This is a genomic window from Pseudomonas sp. VD-NE ins (assembly GCF_031882575.1).
Classification (GTDB): domain Bacteria; phylum Pseudomonadota; class Gammaproteobacteria; order Pseudomonadales; family Pseudomonadaceae; genus Aquipseudomonas; species Aquipseudomonas fluorescens_BZ.
The window spans coordinates 1,277,186-1,301,166 of sequence record NZ_CP134772.1; the positions used below are offsets into that span (position 1 = coordinate 1,277,186).

At 59.9% G+C, this 23,981-nt stretch carries 22 protein-coding genes; 17 read left to right on the top strand and 5 right to left on the bottom strand.

Annotated features, from left to right (window positions below; translation table 11 throughout):
• Positions 1-263 precede the first annotated feature (263 nt).
• The 7 genes from prfB to RMV17_RS05450 all read left to right on the top strand — a co-directional run bounded on the left by prfB (position 264) and on the right by RMV17_RS05450 (position 7,191).
• Positions 264-1,359 (top strand): peptide chain release factor 2 gene (gene prfB, locus RMV17_RS05420; RefSeq protein ID WP_102900567.1). Its coding sequence is split into 2 segments (ribosomal slippage): positions 264-335 and positions 337-1,359, totalling 1,095 coding nucleotides; the frame shifts between segments, so codons are not numbered across the junction.
• A gap of 114 nt (positions 1,360-1,473) precedes the next feature.
• Positions 1,474-2,976, top strand: a complete 1,503-nt coding sequence (lysS, locus tag RMV17_RS05425) for a lysine--tRNA ligase (protein ID WP_034154854.1) — start codon at positions 1,474-1,476, stop codon at positions 2,974-2,976.
• A gap of 105 nt (positions 2,977-3,081) precedes the next feature.
• On the top strand, positions 3,082-3,795 hold the full coding sequence (locus RMV17_RS05430) for a TetR/AcrR family transcriptional regulator (RefSeq protein WP_034154855.1): 714 nt from the start codon (positions 3,082-3,084) through the stop codon (positions 3,793-3,795).
• Positions 3,796-3,950: 155 nt separating this feature from the next.
• The gene (locus RMV17_RS05435; protein ID WP_311885964.1) at positions 3,951-4,505 is read left to right on the top strand and encodes a hypothetical protein; all 555 of its coding nucleotides are present in this window, start codon (positions 3,951-3,953) and stop codon (positions 4,503-4,505) included.
• A gap of 60 nt (positions 4,506-4,565) precedes the next feature.
• The gene (locus RMV17_RS05440) at positions 4,566-5,816 is read left to right on the top strand and encodes a flavohemoglobin expression-modulating QEGLA motif protein (protein ID WP_311887018.1); all 1,251 of its coding nucleotides are present in this window, start codon (positions 4,566-4,568) and stop codon (positions 5,814-5,816) included.
• 143 nt (positions 5,817-5,959) lie between these two features.
• Positions 5,960-6,865, top strand: a complete 906-nt coding sequence (locus RMV17_RS05445) for an alpha/beta hydrolase (RefSeq protein WP_034154858.1) — start codon at positions 5,960-5,962, stop codon at positions 6,863-6,865.
• Positions 6,862-7,191, top strand: coding sequence for a hypothetical protein (locus RMV17_RS05450; RefSeq protein ID WP_194933264.1), 330 nt, complete (start codon positions 6,862-6,864; stop codon positions 7,189-7,191). The genes RMV17_RS05445 and RMV17_RS05450 overlap by 4 nt, the downstream gene beginning before the upstream one ends.
• Positions 7,192-7,667: 476 nt before the next feature.
• Here RMV17_RS05450 and RMV17_RS05455 read toward each other — a convergent pair whose 3' ends face one another.
• The 3 genes from RMV17_RS05455 to RMV17_RS05465 form a co-directional block, all read right to left on the bottom strand.
• Entirely contained in the window at positions 7,668-8,456 is a 789-nt protein-coding gene (locus RMV17_RS05455; RefSeq protein WP_034154860.1) for an OmpA family protein, read from the bottom strand.
• Positions 8,457-8,510: 54 nt separating this feature from the next.
• Positions 8,511-8,915: a DUF4398 domain-containing protein gene (locus RMV17_RS05460; RefSeq protein ID WP_034154861.1), complete on the bottom strand. Its 405-nt coding sequence runs from the start codon at positions 8,913-8,915 to the stop codon at positions 8,511-8,513.
• A gap of 367 nt (positions 8,916-9,282) precedes the next feature.
• Positions 9,283-9,627: a pilin assembly protein gene (locus tag RMV17_RS05465; protein WP_311885965.1), complete on the bottom strand. Its 345-nt coding sequence runs from the start codon at positions 9,625-9,627 to the stop codon at positions 9,283-9,285.
• 213 nt (positions 9,628-9,840) lie between these two features.
• Between RMV17_RS05465 and ppc the strand changes: the two genes are divergently transcribed.
• The 7 genes from ppc (at position 9,841) to RMV17_RS05500 (ending at position 17,131) form a co-directional block, all read left to right on the top strand.
• A complete protein-coding gene (ppc, locus tag RMV17_RS05470; protein ID WP_311885966.1) occupies positions 9,841-12,471 on the top strand; it encodes a phosphoenolpyruvate carboxylase in 2,631 nt (876 codons plus the stop codon).
• A 300-nt stretch (positions 12,472-12,771) separates the two neighbouring features.
• The gene (adk, locus tag RMV17_RS05475) at positions 12,772-13,422 is read left to right on the top strand and encodes an adenylate kinase (RefSeq protein ID WP_034154864.1); all 651 of its coding nucleotides are present in this window, start codon (positions 12,772-12,774) and stop codon (positions 13,420-13,422) included.
• Positions 13,423-13,515: 93 nt separating this feature from the next.
• Positions 13,516-14,190 carry a tRNA (adenosine(37)-N6)-threonylcarbamoyltransferase complex dimerization subunit type 1 TsaB gene (gene tsaB, locus RMV17_RS05480; protein WP_311885967.1) on the top strand — a complete coding sequence of 225 codons (675 nt, stop codon included), beginning with the start codon at positions 13,516-13,518 and terminating at the stop codon, positions 14,188-14,190.
• A 223-nt stretch (positions 14,191-14,413) separates the two neighbouring features.
• Entirely contained in the window at positions 14,414-14,722 is a 309-nt protein-coding gene (locus tag RMV17_RS05485; protein ID WP_311885968.1) for a hypothetical protein, read from the top strand.
• Positions 14,722-15,582, top strand: coding sequence for a DUF72 domain-containing protein (locus RMV17_RS05490; RefSeq protein WP_034154866.1), 861 nt, complete (start codon positions 14,722-14,724; stop codon positions 15,580-15,582). The genes RMV17_RS05485 and RMV17_RS05490 overlap by 1 nt, the downstream gene beginning before the upstream one ends.
• A 32-nt stretch (positions 15,583-15,614) precedes the next feature.
• Entirely contained in the window at positions 15,615-16,436 is an 822-nt protein-coding gene (locus RMV17_RS05495) for an isocitrate lyase/phosphoenolpyruvate mutase family protein (protein ID WP_311885969.1), read from the top strand.
• A gap of 2 nt (positions 16,437-16,438) precedes the next feature.
• Complete coding sequence (locus RMV17_RS05500; protein ID WP_311885970.1) at positions 16,439-17,131, top strand: extensin family protein; 693 nt, start codon at positions 16,439-16,441, stop codon at positions 17,129-17,131.
• 3 nt (positions 17,132-17,134) lie between these two features.
• On the opposite strand, the gene RMV17_RS05505 is transcribed toward RMV17_RS05500, so the two are convergent.
• Entirely contained in the window at positions 17,135-17,755 is a 621-nt protein-coding gene (locus tag RMV17_RS05505) for a hypothetical protein (RefSeq protein ID WP_034154869.1), read from the bottom strand.
• A 92-nt stretch (positions 17,756-17,847) separates the two neighbouring features.
• Here RMV17_RS05505 and RMV17_RS05510 point away from each other — a divergent pair, with 92 nt between their 5' ends.
• Positions 17,848-18,630 (top strand): class I SAM-dependent methyltransferase, encoded by a 783-nt coding sequence (locus tag RMV17_RS05510; protein ID WP_409373114.1) that lies wholly within the window; start codon positions 17,848-17,850, stop codon positions 18,628-18,630.
• A 131-nt stretch (positions 18,631-18,761) separates the two neighbouring features.
• Here RMV17_RS05510 and RMV17_RS05515 read toward each other — a convergent pair whose 3' ends face one another.
• Complete coding sequence (locus RMV17_RS05515) at positions 18,762-19,397, bottom strand: TetR/AcrR family transcriptional regulator (RefSeq protein WP_034154870.1); 636 nt, start codon at positions 19,395-19,397, stop codon at positions 18,762-18,764.
• Positions 19,398-19,491: 94 nt separating this feature from the next.
• On the opposite strand from RMV17_RS05515, the gene RMV17_RS05520 reads away from it, so the two are divergent.
• Positions 19,492-20,592 (top strand): efflux RND transporter periplasmic adaptor subunit, encoded by a 1,101-nt coding sequence (locus RMV17_RS05520; protein ID WP_311885971.1) that lies wholly within the window; start codon positions 19,492-19,494, stop codon positions 20,590-20,592.
• A 6-nt stretch (positions 20,593-20,598) separates the two neighbouring features.
• Complete coding sequence (locus RMV17_RS05525; protein ID WP_311885972.1) at positions 20,599-23,667, top strand: efflux RND transporter permease subunit; 3,069 nt, start codon at positions 20,599-20,601, stop codon at positions 23,665-23,667.
• The last annotated feature ends 314 nt before the right edge of the window (positions 23,668-23,981 follow it).

The following is a 23,981-nucleotide window of genomic DNA, read 5'->3' on the forward strand; positions in this document are numbered from 1 at the left end:
CCCTCCGGGAGAGGGCTAGGGTGAGGGCCGGCCCGTACGCCAATTTCCGCCTGAAAGCCTTGGCGATCATGGATTCGGCAAAGCCAATTCAAGTCGGCGTACCTCCCGAATATCCCCCAATCGGTCCCCTCTACCTCTGGGAGAGGGTTAGGGTGAGGGCAAAGGCTTTAATGATCCCCACACCCGCCAGACGGGCTGCCGTCACAGCCTGATTACGTTATACTCGCCGGCTTTCAAAAGTTCGCCAACGAGTGCTGCCCGTCATGGAAATCAACCCGATCCTGAACACCATCAAGGACCTGTCCGAGCGCTCCGAAACTATTCGGGGGTATCTTTGACTACGATCAAAAGCATGAGCGTCTGACTGAAGTCAATCGCGAGCTTGAAGATCCGAGCGTCTGGAACAAACCTGAATACGCCCAGGAACTGGGCCGCGAGCGCGCCGCGCTGGCACAGATCGTCGATACCCTCGACGAACTGAACGGCGGTCTGGCCGATTGCCGCGACCTGCTGGACATGGCCGTCGAAGAAAACGACGAAGGCGCAGTGGGCGATGTCGTCGCCGAGCTGGCCCGTCTCGAGGAAAATCTGGCCAAGCTGGAATTCCGTCGCATGTTCAGCCATGAAATGGACCCGAACAACGCCTACCTGGACATCCAGGCCGGTTCCGGCGGCACCGAAGCACAGGACTGGGCCAACATCCTGCTGCGCATGTACCTGCGCTGGGCGGATAAACGCGGTTTCGACGCGACCATCATGGAATTGTCGGCCGGTGAAGTCGCCGGTATCAAAGGCGCGACCGTGCACATCAAGGGCGAATACGCCTTTGGCTGGCTGCGTACCGAGATTGGCGTGCACCGTCTGGTGCGCAAGAGCCCGTTCGACTCCGGCAACCGTCGCCACACTTCGTTCTCCGCGGTTTTCGTCTCGCCAGAGATCGACGACAAGGTCGAAATCGAAATCAACCCGGCAGACCTGCGGATCGACACCTATCGTTCCTCCGGTGCCGGTGGTCAGCACGTAAACACCACCGACTCGGCCGTACGTATCACTCACGTACCGACCAACACCGTGGTCAGCTGCCAGAACGAACGTTCCCAGCACGCCAACAAGGACACCGCCATGAAAATGCTGCGGGCCAAGTTGTACGAGCAGGAAATGCAGAAGCGCAACGCCGCGTCGCAAGCGCTGGAAGACACCAAGTCCGATATCGGCTGGGGTCACCAGATCCGCTCGTACGTGCTCGATGCGTCGCGGATCAAGGATCTGCGCACCAACATCGAGCGCAGCGACTGCGACAAGGTACTCGACGGTGATATCGACGAATACCTGTATGCCAGCCTGAAATCGGGCCTGTAAAAGACGCAATACAGCATCGGCTGATTCAACCCGATCCCTGTAGGAGCCAGCCCTGCTGGCGATCCCCGGGCCGCAAGGTCCGGGGGCAACGAACCTGATGGAATATCTAAAGACATGAGCGACCAACAACTCGACCCGCAAGCCCTGCAACAGGAAGAAAACTCCCTGATCGCCCTGCGCAAGGAAAAGCTGGCTGCCGAGCGCGCCAAGGGCAACGCCTTCCCGAACGACTTCCGCCGCGAAAACTACTGCGATGCACTGCAGAAACAATACGCGGACAAGACCAAGGAAGAGCTGGCAGAGGCTGCAATCCCGGTCAAGGTTGCCGGTCGCATCATGCTCAACCGTGGCTCGTTCATGGTGATTCAGGACATGACCGGTCGCATCCAGGTCTACGTCAACCGCAAGACCCTGCCGGAAGAAACCCTGGCCTCTGTGAAAACCTGGGACATGGGCGACATCATTGCCGCCGAGGGCACCCTGGCGCGTTCCGGCAAAGGCGACCTGTACGTTGAAATGACCAGCGTGCGTCTGCTGACCAAATCGCTGCGTCCGCTGCCGGACAAGCACCACGGCCTGACCGACACCGAACAGCGCTACCGTCAGCGTTACGTTGACCTGATCGTCAACGAAGAAGTGCGTCAGACCTTCCGCGTACGTTCGCAAGTGATCGCGCACATCCGTAGCTTCCTGATGAAGCGCGACTTCCTCGAAGTCGAAACGCCGATGCTGCAGACCATTCCGGGTGGCGCTGCAGCCAAGCCGTTCGAAACCCACCACAACGCGCTGGACATGGAAATGTTCCTGCGTATCGCGCCTGAGCTGTACCTCAAGCGTCTGGTGGTCGGTGGCTTTGAAAAGGTTTTCGAGATCAACCGCAACTTCCGTAACGAAGGCGTTTCGACTCGTCACAACCCGGAATTCACCATGTTGGAGTTCTACCAGGCTTACGCCGACTACGAAGACAACATGGACCTGACCGAAGAACTGTTCCGTGAGCTGGCGCAGCTGGTACTGGGCAGCACCGACGTGCCGTACGGCGACAAGGTGTTCCACTTCGGCGAGCCGTTCGTGCGCCTGTCGGTGTTCGACTCGATCCTCAAGTACAACCCTGAGCTGACCGCCGATGATCTGAACGACATCGACAAGGCCCGCGCCATCGCCAAGAAGGCCGGCGCCAAGGTGCTGGGCTTCGAAGGTCTGGGCAAGCTGCAGGTGATGATTTTCGAAGAGCTGGTCGAGCACAAGCTGGAACAGCCGCACTTCATCACTCAGTACCCGTTCGAAGTGTCGCCGCTGGCACGTCGCAACGACGACAACCCGAACGTCACCGACCGCTTCGAGCTGTTCATCGGTGGCCGTGAAATCGCCAACGCCTACTCCGAGTTGAACGACGCGGAAGACCAGGCCGAACGCTTCATGGCGCAGGTGGCCGACAAGGACGCTGGCGACGATGAAGCCATGCACTACGACGCCGACTTCGTTCGCGCACTGGAGTACGGCATGCCGCCAACGGCCGGTGAAGGCATCGGCATCGATCGTCTGGTGATGTTGCTGACCAACTCGCCGTCGATCCGCGATGTGATCCTGTTCCCGCACATGCGACCGCAAGCGTAAACGTTTCAGTTGAAAAGCCGCCTAAAACAGGCGGCTTTTTATTGCCTGTCTGGTACAAATGTATCAATTGGTTAATTTTGCAATAGCAGAGGAAGTTCTGTCGTGATGGGTGCAATAGCTCAAGAGGGTGCAGCGGGTATCGCCACTGCGGTCGCTGAAAGTGTTCAGTACCAGGGCCGCAAGGCCAGCCGACAGGGCAGTGAGCAGCGTCGACAGGACATTCTCGACGCGGCGATGCGCATTGTCGTGCGCGACGGCGTACGTGCCGTGCGCCACCGCGCGGTGGCCGCCGAGGCCGGTGTGCCGCTGTCGGCGACCACGTATTACTTCAAGGACATCGATGACCTGCTCACCGATACCTTCGCTCAATACGTTGAACGCAGCGCGGCGTACATGGCCAAATTGTGGGTCAACAATGAAGGTTTGCTGCGCGAGATGGTCGTCAGTGGCGACGGCAGCCCGGAGTCGCGCTCGCAACTGGCTGATGACATCGCGCGGTTGATGGCTGACTACGTGCATCGGCAATTGGTTAACCGTCGCGAGCATTTGATGGCCGAGCAGGCGTTTCGTCAGGAAGCGTTGCTCAATCCGCGTCTGGCGATTCTGGTGCGCTCGCACCAGCAGATTCTGTTGCAGGGCACCTGCCAGTTGTTCCAGGTATTGGGCTCGCGCGAACCGCAACAGGATGCCAAGGTGTTGACGGCGATTATCGGACGGATGGAATATCAGGGCCTGCTCAACGACGCCGAGCCTTTGGCCGAAGAGGACATGCTCGGCATTCTGACGCGCTACATGCATCTGGTGCTCGCGTCGGTGTAATCGGTTGTTGCTTCACCCTGTGGGAGCGAGCCTGCTCGCGAATGCGGTCTGACATTCAACATCTCTGTTGCCTGACACACCGCTTTCGCGAGCAGGCTCGCTCCCACAGGGTAATGTGGCGATGTTCAGGGCCGTGTGTTCATAGGGAGTATTGAATGAAAGCCTGGCGTGGCGCGTTGATCGCCTTGTCGTTCCTGCTGCTCAGTGGCTGTCTGGTGACCTTCAAGGAGCCGCTGACCGCCAGTGACCCGGCGCCCAAGGGCTTGCTCGGCAAATGGTCGAGCACCAACGCCTGGGGCGAGCCGATGAACCTTGAGCTGACGCGCCTGGGCAACGACCGCTATCAGGCGGTCACGTACTTCAAGGCCAAACCCCACGAACGCGAAGCCTATCCGTTCACCGTGTCGCGCCACGGCAGCCGCTGGTATTTGTCGGCAAAAGTGCCGGCGCGCTTCGGCGGCCACTTCACCATCGCCGGATTCGAACTCACCGATAAACGCGAACTGGTGGTCTACAACCTCGATCTCGAGCAGATCAATCAAGCGATCAAACAGAAAGCCCTCGACGGTCAGGCCTTCCAGACCGACGATGGTGACGGTGTGCAGGTCGACAGCAACCTCGACAAGGTCTTTGCTTATCTCGACGATCCGGCCAATTCCGATGTCTTCGTTGAAGCCGTGCGCTACCAGCGCCAGGCCCGCGCCAAATAATTCATTACGTCAGGTTTTCTACAGGAGTTTCGGGTGGACGATTACCAGCAGACGATACGCATGTTGTCCGATCGCATTGTGCTGGCGCAGACGCCGATCCGTGTGCTCGACGCGGTCAAGTGGGACGAGAGCATCCGCAAGGGCTTTCTCAAGGCCAAAGGCAAGGAAATGCCGGCGGTGGATCGCGACTATTACCTCAATCGGCCGCTGAGTTTCGATTCGAGCAAGGTCAAACTGGAATTCCAGAACATTGAGCGCGACATCACCCGCCAGCTCGGCCAGTTCAACCCGGTAGGGCAGATCATGCGGCGCATGTGCAAGGAATATCGCATGGTGGTGCGCATGCTCGAGGCGCGCGGCACCGAGGATTTCGGCCTGATCTCGCAAGAACTGTATGGTGCTGCGTCCGATGCGTTCCACGCCGGTGACCCGACCCTGGCCGACCTCGGCCTGATGATGTCCGACTACCTGAACAACATCGATGGCCGTGGCGATTTGAAGGATGAGCCGAAAATCCTCACTGCCAAAGATGCGGTGCACTTGCTGCAGACCCGTTTGAACAAGGTGTTCGGCGAGGCCGAGGAAACCATCCGCGTGTTCGAGTCCGACGGCATCGTTGCCGACGCGGCGGCGGGCGCTGACTACATCAAGATCCGCACCGACGCGATGTTCAACGATCGCGACGTGCGTGCGCTGGAAGTCCACGAAGGCCTGGTACACGTCGGCACCACGCTGAACGGGCTGAACCAGCCGATCTGCACCTTCCTGTCCAAAGGTCCACCGTCGTCGACGGTGACTCAGGAAGGCCTGGCGATTCTGATGGAAATCATCACCTTCGCCTCCTACCCGAGTCGCCTGCGCAAACTGACCAACCGCACCCGCGCCATTCACATGGTCGAGGAGGGCGCGGACTTCCTGCATATCTTCGAATTCTTCCGCGAGCAGGGCTTTGAAATGGCGGAAAGTTACGGCAACGCCAGTCGCGTTTTCCGTGGATCGACGCCGACCGGTTTGCCATTCACCAAAGACTTGTCCTACCTCAAGGGCTTTATCATGGTTTACAACTACATTCAGTTGGCCGTGCGTAAAGGCAAGCTTGAGCAGATTCCGCTGTTGTTTTGCGGCAAGACCACGCTGGAAGACATGCGTACCTTGCGCCAGTTGGTGGATGAAGGATTGGTGGTGCCGCCGAAGTACCTGCCGGACCAGTTCCGCGATTTGAACGCATTGTCGGCGTGGATGTGCTTCTCCAACTTCTTGAATCACTTGAGCCTGGACCGGATCGAAGCGGATTACTCCAATATCCTTTAACCCAGACCGATCGTTCCCACGCTCTGCGTGGGAATGCCGCCATGGACGCTCCGCGTCCACTGTGACGCAGAGCGTCACGGGATGCATTTCCACGCGGAGCGTGGGAACGATCTCAACCCGAATCTTTTGCGAGGTTTCACCGGATGAGAATCCTCGGCATCTTCTGCCTGCTCCTGACCCTCGGCGGTTGCAGTTCGTTGTTGTTCTACCCCGAGCCGGGCCAGATCTTCACTCCAGAGAAAGCCAAACTCGAATACCACACCGTCACGCTGGTCACCGCCGATGGCTTGAAGCTCAATGCCTGGTGGCTACCGGCTAAACCCGGCGTTGAGGTCAAAGGCACGGTCCTGCACTTGCACGGCAATGGCGGCAATCTGCCGATGCATCTCGGTGGCAGTTGGTGGTTGCCGAAAAACGGCTATCAAGTGCTGCTGGTCGACTATCGCGGTTATGGCTTGTCCGAGGGCAAACCGAGTCTGCCGGCGATCTATCAGGACATCGACGCGGCGTTTGCGTGGCTCGACAAGGCACCCGAGGTCAAAGGCAAGCCGCTGATCCTGCTCGGTCAAAGCCTTGGCGGTTCGATGGCCGTGCATTGGTTGGTACAGCATCCCGAGCGGCAGAAGCAGCTCAAGGCCTTGGTGCTCGACGGCGTGCCCGCCAGTTACCGCAGCGTCGGCCAGTATGCGTTGAGCACCTCGTGGCTGACCTGGCCGTTCCAGGTGCCACTGTCGTGGCTGGTGCCGGACAGCGACAGCGCAATCAACTCGATGCCGCAGCTCAACGGCGTGCCGAAACTGATTTTCCACAGCATCGACGATCCGCTGGTCCCGCTGTCCAACGGCATCCGTCTGTATCAAGCCGCGCCGCCACCGCGCGTGCTGCAACTGACCCGAGGCGGCCATGTGCAGACGTTCGGCGATCCGGTCTGGCGCCAGGTCATGCTGCGCTACCTCGACGATCCCGAGCACTTCAACGGCCTGCGCCGCCTCGGTGAAATCCCCAATTACCCGCAACCCCCGAATTCTGAAGACGAGAGTCCGCAATGACTGAAGAACGTAACGCCATCCCGCTGATCATCACCGGTATCTGCAGCATCCTCGGCACCGTCGGGGCGCTGTGGTACTACGGTTACCTGCACTTTGCCAAACCCGAGGATGCGTTGTTGCTCAACGAATTCACCATGCTCAAGACGGTGCCGGGTGAGGACTACAAGGTCTCGCTGGACCCGGCCCCGCAAGTGGCGCAGTGCATCGATGGCGTGCTGGTGTTGTTTGATACCGAGCAGAAAGGCTTGACCGGTGTGCTGATCAACGCGCAGAAAAAAGCGGTGCGTTGCATGGGTGAAGAGACCCCGCAGAAGCTGCAAGAGTGATTCTGCAGGTTCAGCCCTCACCCTAACCCTCCCGAAACGTCGGACCGCCCAGTGGGAGAGGGGACTGACCGAGGTGTTCTTTCGCTATACGCCGACCTGATCCATCGTGTCGAACACAAGTTCTGAAAGCACCACAAATCGGCTCCCTCTCCCTCGGGAGAGGGCTGGGGTGAGGGGCTGCGGTTTCAGCCCGCACGAAAAAGCCCCGCCTGATCCATCGTGTCGAACACAAATTCTGAAAGCACCCCGAATCGGCTCCCTCTCCCTCGGGAGAGGGCTGGGGTGAGGGGCCGCGATGTCAGCCCGCACAAAAAAAACCCAGCCTGATCCATCGTGTCGAACACAAATTCTGAAAGCACCATAAATCGGCTCCCTCTCCCTCGGGAGAGGGCTGGGGTGAGGGGCCACCATTTCAGCCCGCACAAAAAAGCCCCGCCTGATCACTCAGGCGGGGCTTTTGCGTTACTGCGTGCTGCTTAGTTCGAGCTGACCGCCGAACGTGGCATCACTGGCTGGTTGTCGTTGGAAATGGTCACTTCCACACGACGGTTCATCGCACGACCCGAGACGCTACCGTTCTCGGCAACCGGGTATTCCTTGCCGTAGCCTTGGGTGACGATACGCGCTGGATCAACGCCCATTTTCACCAGTGCGGTGCGCACGGAGTTGGCGCGACGCTCGGACAGCGACTGGTTGTGGCTGGCAGTACCGGTGCTGTCGGTGTAGCCCTCGACGATCACTTTGCGATCCGGGTTTTCCTGGAGGAATTGCGCCAGTTTGTTGATGTTCACCAGACCGCTGGATTTCAGGTCGGCACGGTCAGTGGCGAACAGCACGTCACCGAAGGTCACCAGCGTACCGCGATCGGTTTGCTTGGCGTTCAGGCTGTCCTGCAACTGCTTGATTTGCTGATCACGCGCATCCAGACGTGCCTGGGCACGTTGGGCAGCAGCGTTCTTGAGATTGTTTTCAGCGGTGCGAAGGGCGATGGTTTGCTTGGCCACTTCCACGCGCTGGTTGGTCAGGTAGGCCAGTTGGTCAACCTTGGCGGCGTCTTGTTTGTCCAGATAAGCCTTGTCGGCCTTGTCCAGGTAATCGCTGGCGTCTTTGGTTTCCAGCGCCGCGACTTTGCTCGCCTGCGGGTTGGCTTGCAGGCCGGCGTAGTTGGTGCGCGCGTTTTCCAGATTCGGATTAGGTGGAGTGGAGCAGGCAGCCAGAGCAACGCTTGCGGCGAGGAGAGCGGGGATCATCAGTTGCTTACGCATAATTTTCGTCCTTTCTATCGATAAGAGATTCAGCTTTGCCGTCGGGATGCGCGCTTACTGCACGGTGCGCTGACTTTCCTGACGCAGTTCCTGAACACCTTTCTGGGAATCCTTCACAGCCTGTTCGGCTTTTGCGGCCTGAGCCTTGCGTTCGGCGACGCGAGCGTCCCACTCGGCTTGCTCAGACAGGGTGCGAGCTTCGTCATACTTCTTGTCGTGCATGGCGATTTCGGCTTGTTTCAGTTTGTCCTGCGCTTGCTTCATCTCAACGGCAGCGAACTCGGTACCGCCAGCGCTGACGGCGCTGTTCACCGCCGATTGGGTCACCGCGTATTGCTCGGTCGGTGGATTACCAGCGCAACCGGCCAGCACGAAACTGGTACCGATCGCCAGAGCAGCCAGTTTCAGACCGCGCAGGTGGGTAAACGAGGTTTGGTTTTTCATGGTCTTCAACTCCATTAGGCATCTCCTGAATACATCTGAATCCATCCTGGTCGAGGAGCCGCAAGCGACGTGTGAAAGCGCGTTTTTGAAACGCTCGTTCCAGGCGTGGTTACAGGTTCCGACCGGAGGCGTTTTTCAAAAGTTCAGAAAAGATGGCCTATCGCCAAAAAAAACTTTGACCGAATGGACAAGGCTCTAAAGCGGGAACTTTGGCGGGATGAAGCGGTACGCGCGGGGAACAAACGACGTAGTTCTGGAGGAAAAATACATTCCCTGTGGGAGCTGGCTTGCCAGCGATGGGGCCGTCAGATTCAACACATCGGTGACTGAACTGACGCCATCGCTGGCAAGCCAGCTCCCACAGGTTTAACGCAATGTCGGATCAGTGTTTTTGCTTGCCGGCAGCCGCCGAGAGGTCCTGCAAATGCCTCCGCGACAGCGCCAGAAACCGCGGCGTAGGCCCGACATCCTCATACAACGGATCACCTTCCTCATCCGTCGCCACTACCGTCGAACCTTTCACATACGGCAGGCTCGCTTCAAACTCTTCAAGCGCTGCGCCAATCAGTTCTCCGAGCAGTTCTTCGGCATGCCGTTTGGGGTACATCTCGGTAATCGCCGCCAACCGTGCAGCGGCTTCAACGTCCAGATGAATCGTGTAGCCGGTGTCGGTCAGGCGACCCTTGGCGTTTTCTTCCCAATGCTGGGCGAGTTCACGAATTTTCATGATGACCTCATTTCGCGCCTGCTCATGGCAGGCCTGGGTGAGTGTCCGGCAGCGCCGGCGGCAAGCCTTTGTGCGGCTTACTGTTGAGACTAGCTTTCGCCCGCAAGGTTTAACGTCCCTTCGTCGGCTGCTTGTAAGAAGCGTCGTAGAGCGGCACTCTCTAGGTCATGCACTCGTTTCTAAGCCGTCCGGATTACTGCTGGGGAATTGCTGATGACCGATATTGATGCACGCTTGCGCGAAGACGTTCACCTGCTCGGAGAGCTGCTGGGCAACACCATTCGAGACCAGTACGGCGAGGCCTTCCTCGACAAGATCGAGCAGATTCGCAAAGGCGCCAAGGCTGACCGGCGAGGCTCGATGGACGCCGAACTGAGCGCCAGCCTCAATCAATTGAGCGAAGACGAATTGCTCCCGGTGGCGCGGGCGTTCAACCAGTTTCTCAACCTGGCGAACATCGCCGAGCAGTATCAGTTGATCCATCGCCGCGAAGAATCGCAGCCGGCGCCGTTCGAATCCCGTGTGCTGCCGGAATTGCTCGCGCGTTTGCGCAATGAAGGCCACAGCGCCGAGTCGCTGGCCCGGCAATTGGCGAGGCTGGAAATCGAACTGGTGTTGACTGCGCACCCGACCGAAGTGGCGCGGCGCACGCTGATCCAGAAGTACGACGCGATCGCCGGGCAACTCGCGGCGCAAGATCATCGCGACCTGACCAGCGCCGAACGCGAACAGATTCAAAACACCCTGCAACGGTTGATCGCCGAAGCCTGGCACACCGAAGAAATCCGCCGCACGCGACCGACGCCGGTCGACGAAGCCAAATGGGGTTTCGCGGTGATCGAGCATTCGCTGTGGCAAGCGATCCCCAACCATATGCGCAAGGCCGACAAGGCCTTGCATGAAGCGACGGGCCTGCGTCTGCCCTTGGAAGCGGCGCCGATTCGCTTCGCTTCGTGGATGGGCGGCGACCGTGACGGCAACCCCAACGTCACTGCTGCCGTGACCCGCGAAGTATTGTTGCTGGCGCGCTGGATGGCGGCCGATTTGTACCTGCGCGATGTCGATCACCTCGCCGCAGAACTGTCGATGCAACAGGCCAGCGAGGCCCTCAAAGCCAAGGCTGGCGACAGTGCCGAACCGTACCGTGCGGTGCTCAAACAATTGCGCGAACGCCTGCGTGCCACTCGTAACTGGGCACACGCGGCGCTGACTGCACCAACGCCTGCGCCTGCCGATGTGTTGCACAACAACCGTGATCTGCTCGATCCGCTGGAGCTGTGTTTCAACTCGCTGCATGAATGCGGTATGGGCGTGATCGCCGATGGCCCACTGCTCGATTGCTTGCGTCGTGCGGTGACGTTCGGCCTGTTCCTCGTGCGTCTGGATGTGCGTCAGGACTCGTCGCGCCACAGCTCGGCGATGACTGAAATCACCGATTACCTTGGCCTCGGCCGCTATGAGGATTGGGACGAAGAGCAGCGCATCGCCTTCCTGACCCGCGAATTGAGCAACCGTCGGCCACTGCTGCCGGCGCATTTCAAGCCTTCGGCCGACACCGCCGAAGTGCTCAACACCTGCAAGGAAATCGCCGCCGCACCGGGCGCTTCGCTCGGCTCCTACGTGATCTCCATGGCTGGCGCCGCTTCCGATGTGCTCGCCGTGCAACTGCTGCTCAAAGAGTCCGGCGTGCTGCGGCCGATGCGCGTGGTGCCGCTGTTCGAAACCCTCGCCGACCTCGACAACGCCGGGCCGGTGATGGAGCGGCTGTTACTGTTGCCGGGCTACCGCGCACGGCTGCAAGGCCCGCAGGAAGTGATGATCGGCTACTCCGACTCGGCCAAGGACGCTGGCACAACGGCGGCGGCCTGGGCGCAATATCGCGCGCAGGAGCGCCTGGTGGAAATCTGCCGCGAGCAGCAAGTTGAATTGCTGTTGTTCCATGGCCGCGGCGGCACCGTGGGCCGTGGCGGTGGCCCGGCGCACGCGGCGATTCTGTCGCAGCCACCGGGTTCGGTGGCCGGGCGTTTCCGCACCACCGAGCAGGGCGAAATGATTCGATTCAAATTCGGCCTGCCAGACATTGCCGAGCAAAACCTCAATCTGTATCTGGCGGCGGTGCTTGAAGCAACGCTGTTGCCACCGCCGCCACCGACACCGGAATGGCGTCATCTGATGGACGAATTGGCGGCTGACGGTGTCAGTGCTTATCGCCAGGTCGTGCGGGAAAATCCGCAATTCGTCGAGTACTTCCGCCAGTCCACGCCGGAGCAGGAGTTGGGGCGTTTGCCACTGGGCAGTCGCCCGGCCAAACGTCGCGCCGGCGGTATCGAAAGTCTGCGGGCGATTCCGTGGATCTTTGGCTGGACGCAAACGCGGCTGATGCTGCCGGCATGGCTCGGCTGGGAATCGGCGCTGAGCAAAGCGCTGGAGCGTGGCGAAGGCGAGTTGCTCGGGCAGATGCGCGAACAGTGGCCGTTCTTCCGCACCCGTATCGACATGCTGGAAATGGTCCTGGCCAAGGCTGACGCGGATATCGCGCTGTCCTACGATCAGCGTCTGGTCGAGCCGGACTTGCTGCCGTTGGGCGCGCAGTTACGCGACCTATTGTCGCAGGCGTGCGCAGTGGTGCTCGGCCTGACTGGCCAGTCGCAGCTGCTGGCACATAGCCCGGACACCCTTGAATTCATCCGTCTGCGCAACACCTACCTCGACCCGCTACATCTATTGCAGGCCGAGTTGCTGGCCCGCTCGCGACAGCAGGATGTCGAGCAGGGCAGCCCGGTGGAACAGGCGTTGCTGGTGTCTGTGGCGGGGATTGCCGCCGGTTTGCGAAATACCGGCTAATGTTTTTGTCTGGGCACGCGGCCCCCGGAACACGCACCGGATGCCGCTTTGCCTGACGGCGGAAAGTGCCGTCAGGCGACAGTTAAGGATGGGGTTGCGACTTGGGTTACCGCGTCGCAAGGTCGCGGGGGGCGTCGGTTTCTCCGACTTTTGGCGTCTTGTGTGGGCGCAGCCTGCTGTGTATCTTGATCAGCCTTTGGCCGTTTGTGCGGCCACGACCCGTATTTTCAGGATTCGTCCCAAGCGGCGAATCCTTTGTTTTGTAAAAGCTTTTTATAAAAAAATTGAGGAGCACATCTAATGCGCGTCATTCTGCTGGGAGCTCCCGGGGCCGGTAAAGGTACTCAGGCTAAGTTCATCACCGAAAAATTCGGCATTCCACAAATTTCCACCGGCGACATGCTGCGCGCAGCGGTCAAGGCCGGTACTCCACTGGGCGTTCAAGCCAAGAGCATCATGGATGCCGGCGGCCTGGTGTCGGATGACCTGATCATCGCACTGGTTCAGGACCGTATCGCTCAGCCAGACTGCGCCAACGGTTTCCTGTTCGACGGCTTCCCGCGCACCATTCCACAGGCTGAAGCCCTGGTCACTGCCGGCGTTGAGCTGGACGCAGTGGTTGAAATCGCTGTTGAAGACGAAGAAATCGTTCAACGCATCGCCGGCCGTCGTGTTCACGAAGCCAGCGGCCGCGTTTACCACATCGTCTACAACCCGCCGAAAATCGCGGGCAAAGACGACATCACCGGCGAAGAGCTGGTACAGCGCAAGGACGACACCGAAGAAACCGTGCGTCATCGCCTGTCGGTCTACCACTCGCAGACCAAGCCTTTGGTGGAGTTCTATCAGAACCTGTCCGCGAAAAACGCTGGCAAGCCGAAGTACAGCCACATCCCGGGCGTTGGTTCGGTCGATGCGATCACCGCCAAGGTGCTGGCCGCGCTGAGCTGAAAAGTCTGAACCGCAGCATCATCCACGGCCCGCTTGCGGGCCGTAGTTGTTTATACTGACGCACTTTTTCCCACCCTTGTTTTGGAAACATCGATGAGCACCTTGCTGGCCCTGGACACCGCGACTGAAGCTTGCTCCGTTGCCTTGCTGCATGACGGCAAGGTCACGAGCCATTACGAGGTGATCCCGCGTCTGCACGCGCAGAAGCTGCTGCCGATGATCCAGCAACTGCTGGCCGACGCCGGCACCACGTTGCAGGCGGTCGATGCGATTGCTTTCGGTCGCGGGCCTGGCGCGTTCACTGGCGTGCGGATCGCCATTGGTGTGGTGCAAGGTTTGGCGTTTGCGCTGGATCGTCCGGTATTGCCAGTGTCCAACCTGGCCGTGCTGGCGCAACGTGCGCTGCGCGAACATGGCGTGAGCCAGGTCGCGGCGGCCATCGATGCGCGGATGGATGAAGTGTATTGGGGCTGCTACCGCGAGACGGCGGGGGAGATGCGTCTGGTCGGTGCCGAAGCGGTGTTGCCGCCGGAAGTCGCGGCGCTGCCGGCCGATGCCAGTGGCGAGTGGTTCGGTGCTGGCACCGGTTGGGGTTATGCCGAGCGGATCGCGGTCGAACTGACCGGCTCCGACGCTGGCATGCTGCCTCACGCCGAAGACCTGCTGACGCTGGCGCGTTTTGCCTGGGAGCGCGGCGAATCGATCCCGGCGGATGACGCGCAACCGGTATACCTGCGCGATAAAGTCGCCACCCCCAAGGCTCGTTGAGCCTTTAAAAAAGATCGCAGCCTGCGGCAGCTCCTACAAGGATCGCATTCCAAATGCAGGAGCTGCCGAAGGCTGCGATCTTTTGATCTTCTGAAGCCAATCGTCAGTTTCTAACCCCTCGCTTTAAACCTTTTGCGCTTTATGTGTTCTAGTTATCACTCGGCGGTTTGCTAAGTCGGTCAAGTGCCGCTAAATTGCCATCATCGATACCGAGCATGAAATTATGCGTATAGACGGCCTTTCCTCTCAGTCCTACCCCATCAAGCGCAAGCCTCGCAATGGCAATGTGGCGCTGGATGAATCCGTCGACGATATCGACGGCGAGCTGGAATTCCCGACTGAAGAGCAACTGGCCGCCCGCGCTGCCAAAGCCTCGGCCCAACGCCTGAGCAATCTGCCTGCCCGTCAGCAAGACATGATCTACCACCGTGCGATGAAAAAGAGCGTAGCCATGGCCTTGGCCAGCTACCTGAGCACCGCCGGTTTTGTCGATTGGGATGCGGACGTGCTGGGCCTCGATCTGTACATCTGATGGATCTGCCTTACTACCTCGGTTGCCCGTCCTGGAGCGAAAACGCCTGGCGCGAGTATCTATACCCGGTAGACGCCAAAACTTCCGATTTCCTCGGTCTCTATTCCCAGGTGTTCAACGCCGTCGAGGGCAATACCACCTTCTACGCAAGTCCATCGCCTGCCACGGTGCAGCGATGGGCTGAGGTGATGCCCGCACACTTTCGCTTCACCGCCAAATTCCCCGGCGACATCAGCCACAGCGGTGACCTGCGCGAGCAACTGACCGCCGCCGAAACCTTCCTGCAATTACTCAAACCTCTCGGTGAGCGCGTCTCGCCGATGTGGCTGCAACTGTCGAAAAGCTTCACACCGCATCGGCTGCCGGAACTGGCTGCGTTCATTGATGCGCTGGATTGCCCGTTGGCGGTCGAAGTACGACACGAACAGTTCTTCGCCAAGGGCGAGAGCGAACGCTTGCTCAATCGATTGCTGCTCGACCGGGGCGTCGAGCGCATTTGCCTTGATCCGCGCGCGCTGTTCAGTTGCCTGTCGACCGAATCCTCGGTGATCCACGCACAATCGAAAAAGCCACGAGTGCCGACGCGCCCGGCGGCGTTCACGCAATTCCCGCAGGTGCGTTTCATCGGCCACCCGGAGCTGGAAGCCAACGACCCGTTCCTGCTGCCGTGGGTGGCGAAAATCGCCGAGTGGATCGAAGAAGGCCGCACGCCGTACATCTTCCTGCACACCGCCGACAATCTCCTTGCGGCGAAACTGGCGCAACGTTTTCACGCACAACTGATGCAACGTTTGCCTGGCCTGCCAGCGCTGCCTGAGCTATACAGAGAACCCGCCGCGGAGCAACTTGGCCTGCTCTGAGGCGGATTTTCTTCCTGCCCTGGAGCCTGCCGATGGATGCCCAAGCCCTTAAAGCACACGCCTTCAAAGCCCTGCATGAACGTCCGGGGATTTTTGTCATTCCCAATCCGTGGGATGCTGGGTCGGCAAAAATGCTCGCCAGTCTCGGCTATCAGGCCTTGGCGACCACCAGTGCCGGTTATGCGTTTTCCCAGGGCAAGGCCGATGGTGCGTTAAGTCTCGACGAGACCCTGGCCAATGTCCGCGCGATTGTCGCCGCCACCGATTTGCCGGTAGCGGTGGATCTGGAAAACGGTTTTTCCGATGACCCGGTCGAGGCTGCGAAAAGCCTGCTTCGCGCAGCCGAGGCGGGCGCGGTGGGTGGCTCGATTGAAGACGCCACAGGCCGCGCGGATGCGCCGATCTATTGCTTTGAACACGCCGTGGCGCGTATCGAAGCAGCGGTCGCCGCGGTGCGCACGCTGCCATTCCCCTTCATCCTCACCGCGCGGGCGGAAAACTACTTGCACGGCAATCCCGATATCAACGACACCATCCGCCGCCTGCAGGCCTTCGCCGAAGCGGGCGCCGACGTGCTGTACGCACCGGGTTTGCGCAGTGCCGAAGAAGTGCTGGCGGTGGTGCGCGCGGTGGCACCGAAACCGGTCAATGTGTTGATGTCCGGCGGTTTGAAACTGACCGTGCAGGAACTGCAGGAAATGGGCGTGCGCCGCATCAGCACTGGTTCGGCATTGGCGTTGGCAGCGTTCGGCGAGTTCTTCCGCGCCGCTGAAGAGATCCAGCAATCGGGCACATTCGGCTTTACCTCGCAGTCGATGCCGTACGCCAAGGCCAATCAGTTTTTCAAAGGCTGAGCATGGGGCGATGGATTTTCTGGCTGGTGCTGCTGATGATTGGCGGCGCTGCGGTCAGTGTCTGGCGCGGTTGGCTTGAGGTCCCGTCGCAATGGAATCCTTGGGCGCCACTGGACGTCAAAGCCGCGCCCAACTGGCTGACCGGCTACAAGCTGATGCGTTTGCGCAGTGATCCTGAGCTCTGTGCCCAGGCGTTAAGCCGCTCCGATCTGCGCGTCACACGTCAATCCGACAGTCCTGACGCCAAGTGTCCGCTGATCGGCGCCCTGCGCGTACAGGGCGGCGAGGTGGCGCTGAGCAGCAGCTTCCTCGCCAGTTGTCCGCTGGCGGTGGCCTACGCGATGTTCGAGCACCATTCGCTGCAACCCGCCGCACAGTCGGTTTACGGTCAGAAAGTCGCGCGAGTCGATCACCTCGGCAGCTTCGCCTGCCGCAATGTCTACAACCGCGAAAGCGGCGCGCTCAGTCGCCACGCCAGTGCCGATGCGTTGGACATTGCCGGGTTTCGTCTGACTGATGGCCGCAACATCAGCGTACTCAAGGACTGGCCGAAGCAAAATCAGGACGCACAATTTCTGCGTCAGCTGCGCGATGGCGCCTGCGAGGCGTTCAGTGTGGTGTTGAGTCCGGATTACAACGCCGCCCACCGCAATCATTTTCATGTCGATGTCGGGCGCTGGAGCGTGTGTCGCTGAGGGTCAGGCGGCGAGGCGCAGGTTCTGCAGAACGATCGGGCGCGCCCAGCCGTTATCGAAGTCCAGCGCCTTCTGTTGCTCGACGATTTCTTCCGGCGGGAACGGCGGGTAAGGCTTTTGCAGCAGATCCAGATCGAATTCGGCAATCGGCAGGTACAGCGGCTTCTTCTGCGGTGCCGGGCCTGGCTCTGGTGTCGGCTGACCATTGTTGATCACCACCGGACGCACCCAACTGCTGTCGAAATCCTGTTGCTCTTGCTGAGCTTTGAGCTCTTCTGGCGGGAACGGTGGGAATGGCTTGTCCAGCAAGTCCATTTCGAACTCGGCGATCGGCAGGAACAGCGGCTCTGGCGGACGCACTTCGGTGTCCACCACATCGCACTCGCGCTGGCTGACGATGTGCGCGTGCAGCTCGCTGCCGACGGTCGGCTCTTCAGGGCTGCTCAGGTCAACCGGCGGAAATGTGCCACAGGCAGGCACCACTTCACTCGTCTGTTCGGCCATCGCTTGGGCAAAGAAATCCTGCCACAGGTGACTGACGCCGCTCAGTGCTTGAGTGTTGTGACGGCTAAAGTCGCCATGGGGCGAGATGTAGCCAATCGATGTGGGAAGAATGCCTGACATTTTTTTCGGTTGACGCTCAGCTCTGGCAAAATGCGCGTTGAATGAATTATCGGCGGTTTTTGCCGATCCTTGAATTTTTGAGCGTGTTTTCCATGATCGAGCAACCCGCGGCCTGCCGCATCCATGTCGAAGCCCTCGGGCCGACGTTTGAAGCGCAAGCCGAGCAGTGGGCTGAACGTCTCGGTTTGCCGCGTGAAGTGGCGGACGGCGAGTTTGCCTTGCAGGTCGGCGAGCAGGGTTTGCAGTTGCAACAGCTCGGCCCGGACGCACCGGGGCCGGTACGCGTTGACTTCGTTGAGGGTGGCGCGGCGCATCGGCGTTTATACGGTGGCGGCAGCGGGCAGATGATCGCCAAGGCGGTTGGCATCGCTCAGGGCGTGCGTCCACGGGTGCTGGATGCCACGGCGGGGCTGGGCAAGGATGCGTTCGTGCTGGCCAGTCTCGGTTGCGAAATGAGCCTGATCGAGCGCCAGCCGCTGATTGGCGCGTTGCTGGAAGATGGCCTGGCGCGGGCGGCGGAGGATTTCGACGTGGCGCCGATTGTGGCGCGGATGACCTTGCTCAAGGGCAATTCCATCGAGGTCATGCAGAACTGGGAAGGTGAGCCGCCGCAGGTGATTTATCTCGACCCGATGTTTCCGCATCGCGAGAAGACTGCGTTGGTGAAGAAGGAAATGCGCCTGTTCCGGCCGCTGGTGGGCGATGATCCGGATGCGCCGGCGCTGTTGCAGGCCGCTTTGGCCCTGGCCACGCACCGGGTGGTGGTCAAGCGACCGCGCAAGGCGCCGTGCATTGAGGGGCCGAAGCCGAGTCATGCGCTGGATGGAAAATCCAGCCGCTATGACATCTACCCGAAGAAAGCGCTCAAGGCTTAATACCGAGTCGCGCTCATCGCTGGCAAGCCAGCTCCCACAGGGTTTGGTGGTGTGTACACGATTTGTGATCACACTCAAATCCTGTGGGAGCTGGCTTGCCAGCGATGGCGTCAGTGCCGACACCGCAGAGATCAGGGTCGATAGGCGCGCATAAACAACCCCACCACTTCTTGCACATGGCTCTCTGAAGCCTCTTCGCTCAACGGCTCCCCACAGCCATACAACAGCCGAAAATTCCCCGCACCCTTGATCAGGCAAAAGAAATGCTCAGCGGCATTGCGCGGCAGATCGATGCTCAGCGCACCCGTCTCGTGAATGCGCGTCAACAGCCGCTCCATGCCCTGCACCATGCGCTGCGGGCCGGCCTCGAAGAAGATCAGCGACAGCTTCGGGTCCTGACTGCCCAGCGCCATGATCAATCGGTGCAAGTTCACCGACTCATCACTGTTGATCAGGTGATGAAAGCCTCGCGCAATGTTCAGCAACACATTTTCCACCGCGATGCCTTCGGGCAATTCGAAGAACAGTGGCGGCAATTGCTCCTCGCATTTGGCCACCACGGCGGCGGAGAACAGCGTCTCCTTGTCGTTGAAGTGGCTGTAGACCGTCAGCTTCGACACGCCCGCCTCGCTGGCGACCGCGTCCATGCTGGTGTTGGCGTAGCCATGACTCAGAAACAGAATTTTCGCCGCGTCGAGGATCGCTTGGCGCTTGGCCAGATCCTTGGGGCGGCCCGGGCCGTTTGGAGCTGAAAGATTGTTCGACATTCTTCGCTTTTAATACTGGACTGGTGAGTTTGCTATTAATAACATACCCGCCAGTATAATTATTCCAAGCACCATTAGCGAAAGGTCCGTCACCATGTTCCGCCATGCGTTGTCCCTCGCGTTGCCAGTGAGTCTGGCGTTCCTTTTGTCAGCATGCGGTCAGGAAGAGGCGACGCAAGTCACCGTGCGACCAGCCATGGTGGTGCAGCCAGAGCCTTCGGCACAGGCGATGGAAAGTTATCCGGGTGAGGTGCGCGCTCGTTACGAACCCGATCTGGCGTTCCGTATTGGCGGCAAAGTCAGCCGACGACTGGTCGATGAAGGTCAGCGCGTGAAGGCGGATCAACCACTCGCTGAACTCGATCCACAGGACGTTCGCCTGCAACTGGAAGCCACCCGCGCTCAGGTTGCCGCCGCCGAAGCCAATCTCAGTCTGGTCCGTGCCGAACGTGATCGCTACAAGACCCTGATGGATCGGCAGATGGTCAGCCGCTCGGCCTACGACAACGCCGAAAACGTTTACCGTTCCGGTGAAGCCCGCCTTAAACAAATCAAAGCTGAATTCAACGTTTCGACCAATCAGGCCAGTTACGCGGTGCTGCGTGCGCCGCAGGATGGCGTGGTGGCCAAACGTTCGGTCGAGGTGGGGCAGGTAGTCGCCGCCGGGCAAACCGTGTTTACCCTCGCCACCGATGGCGAGCGCGAAGTGCTGATCAGCCTGCCGGAGCAGAGCTTCGGCCGCTTCAAGGTCGGTCAGCCGGTGACTGTTGAATTGTGGACGCAGCAGAACCAGCGCTTCGCCGGGCAGATCCGCGAACTGTCGCCCGCCGCCGATCCACGCTCACGCACCTTTGCTGCGCGTATTTCCTTCACCGGCGGCAAAGTCCCGGCCGAACTGGGTCAGAGCGCCCGTGTGTTCGTACAGTCGGCCGACAGCGTTTCCCTGTCGGTGCCGCTCTCGGCACTCACCGCCGAAAACGGTGCGACCTACGTCTGGGTCGTCAACGGCAACAACACTTTGAAGAAAACCCCGGTGCGCATCGGCCCGTTCGGCGAGAAAAGCGTACCGGTGCTTGAGGGCTTGAACGCCAGCGACTGGGTGGTGGCTGCCGGTGTGCATGTGTTGCTTGAAGGGCAGCAGGTGCGTCCGGTGGATCGCTCCAACCGTGTGGTCAATCTGGCGGACAAGGAGTAAGTCCCGATGCGCTTCAACCTTTCCGAATGGGCGCTGCGTAATCGCCAGATCGTACTGTTCCTGATGCTTTTGCTGGCCATCGTCGGTGCGCTGTCCTACACCAAACTGGGCCAGAGTGAAGACCCGCCGTTCACTTTCAAAGCCATGGTGATTCAAACCCGTTGGCCGGGGGCGACCGCGCAGGAAGTCTCGCGCCAGGTCACCGAACGCATTGAAAAGAAACTCATGGAAACCGGCGAGTACGAACGCATCGTGTCGTTCTCGCGCCCCGGTGAATCGCAAGTGACGTTCATTGCCCGCGACTCGATGCACTCCAAGGAAATCCCCGACCTCTGGTATCAGGTGCGCAAGAAGGTCAGTGATATTCGCCAGACCTTGCCGCCGGATATTCAGGGGCCGTTTTTCAACGATGAGTTCGGCACCACGTTCGGCAATATTTATGCGCTGACCGGCGACGGTTTCGATTACGCAGTGCTCAAGGATTACGCCGACCGCATCCAGATTCAGCTGCAACGGGTCAAGGATGTCGGCAAGGTCGACTTGCTCGGTTTGCAGGACGAGAAGATCTGGGTCGAACTATCCAACGTCAAACTGGCGACCCTCGGCCTGCCGCTGTCGGCGGTACAACAAGCGCTGCAAGAACAGAACGCGGTGTCGACCGCCGGGTTCTTTGAAACCGGTAGCGAGCGTTTGCAGCTACGGGTATCGGGGAATTTTCAGACAGTCGATGAGATAAAGAACTTTCCGATCCGCGTCGGCGATCGTACGTTCCGAATCTCCGATGTCGCCGATGTGCGTCGCGGTTTCAACGATCCACCGGCGCCGCGCATGCGTTTCATGGGCGAAGATGCGATTGGTCTCGCGGTGGCGATGAAGGATGGCGGCGACATTCTGGTGCTCGGTAAAGCGCTGGAAGGCGAGTTCTCGCGCATCCAGAAAAACCTCCCGGCCGGCATGCAATTGCGCAAGGTTTCCGACCAGCCGGCGGCGGTGAAAACCGGAGTCGGCGAGTTCGTCCAGGTGTTGGTCGAAGCGTTGGCGATTGTCTTGCTGGTGAGTTTTTTCTCCCTCGGCGTGCGCACCGGCATGGTGGTGGCGCTGACCATTCCATTGGTGTTGGCGATGACTTTCGCCTGCATGTATTACCTGGGCATCGGCCTGCACAAGATCTCCCTTGGTGCATTGGTGTTGGCGCTGGGCTTGCTGGTGGACGACGCGATCATTGCCGTGGAAATGATGGCGATCAAAATGGAGCAGGGCTTCGACCGCATCCGCGCGGCGAGTTACGCCTGGACCAGCACCGCGTTCCCGATGCTCACCGGCACATTGATCACTGCTGCCGGGTTTCTGCCGATTGCCACCGCGCAGTCCGGCACCGGCGAATACACCCGCTCGATCTTCCAGGTGGTGACCATCGCGTTGCTTGCTTCGTGGGTGGCGGCGGTGATGTTCGTGCCGTATCTGGGGGAAAAACTCCTGCCGGATCTGGCGAAAATTCATGCGGCCAAACATGGCATTAGCGATGGTCAACCGGATCCGTATGGCACGCCGTTTTATCAGCGCGTTCGGCGCTTGGTGGAGTGGTGCGTGGCGCACCGCAAGACCGTGATCGTGCTGACGGTGGGGCTGTTTATCGCCTCGGTGATGTTGTTCCGCTTCGTCCCGCAGCAGTTTTTCCCGGCCTCCAATCGGCTCGAGTTGATGGTTGATCTGAAACTGGCTGAAGGCGCGTCGCTGGCTAACACCACCGGTGAGGTGAAACGCTTGGAGGCGATGCTCAAGGATCACGCCGGCATTGATAACTATGTGGCGTATGTCGGCACCGGATCACCGCGTTTCTATTTACCGCTGGATCAGCAATTGCCGGCGGCGAGCTTCGCCCAGTTTGTGGTGTTGGCGAAAACCATCGAAGAGCGTGAAGCACTGCGCAGTTGGTTGATCGAGACGCTTAACGAGCAGTTTCCGGCCATGCGTTCGCGGGTTACGCGGCTGGAGAACGGTCCGCCGGTTGGCTATCCGGTGCAGTTCCGCGTCACCGGTGAGCACATCGAAGAAGTCCGTGCGTTGGCGCGCAAAGTGGCGGCCAAGGTTCGCGAGAACCCGCATGTGGTCAATGTGCATCTGGATTGGGAAGAGCCGAGCAAGGTTGTTTACCTGAATATCGATCAGGATCGTGCCCGGGCGTTGGGTGTAAGCACGGCGAATCTGGCGAAATTCCTGCAGAGTTCGTTGACCGGGTCGAGTGTCAGTCAGTATCGCGAAGACAATGAGTTGATCGAGATTCTGCTGCGCGGCACTGTGCATGAGCGCACCGAGTTGTCGTTGCTGCCGAGTCTGGCAGTGCCGACGGATAACGGCCGCAGTGTGGCGTTGTCGCAGATTGCCACGCTGGAATATGGATTTGAGGAGGGGATTATCTGGCACCGCAATCGCCTGCCGAACGTGACCGTGCGTGCCGATATTTATGGCAAGGAGCAGCCGGCGACGCTGGTGAAGCAGATCATGCCGACGCTGGATTCGATTCGTGCCGAGTTGCCGGATGGCTATTTGCTGGATGTCGGCGGCACGGTGGAGGATTCCGAGCGTGGGCAGAAGTCGGTGAATGCCGGGGTGCCGATGTTCATTGTGGTGGTGCTGACGCTGTTGATGGTGCAGTTGCGCAGTTTTTCGCGCACGGCGATGGTGTTTCTGACGGCGCCACTGGGGTTGATCGGGGTGACGTTGTTCTTGATGGTGTTCCGCCAGCCGTTCGGGTTTGTGGCGATGTTGGGGACCATCGCGTTGTCCGGGATGATCATGCGTAATTCGGTGATTCTGGTGGATCAGATTGAGCAGGATATTGCTTCGGGGCTTAAGCCTTGGCAGGCGATTATCGAGGCTACGGTTCGACGCTTCAGGCCGATTGTGTTGACGGCTTTGGCGGCGGTGCTGGCGATGATTCCGTTGTCGCGGAGTGTGTTTTTTGGGCCGATGGCGGTGGCGATCATGGGGGGGTTGATTGTTGCGACCGCGTTGACGCTGTTGTTTTTGCCGGCGTTGTATGCGGCTTGGTTCCGGGTTCGTCGGGAGGGTTGATTCTTTTGTGACGTGGCGGCCTTCGGGCCGACCATGTTCTTGGGGTTTTGGGTGTATATCCGTTTCTGGGGGCGCTGCTGCTGGCGGTTTCGCTCTTACAGCGAGTCCCTTTGGCAAACGCCCCAAAGGAACCAAAGGTCTGTGCCCTGACGTTCGGCCCGCTCGCTGGGGCTCGGGGTTCCTTCGCTCCGGGATCGATACGGGGGCATCGCTTCCGGTTTGCTTCGCTGCACCTCCTTTCGATGTGTTCGACTTCGTCGAACGGCGCTGCGCGCCTACCCCCGGATCAATCCCTCCACTCAGCCTGCCGACGG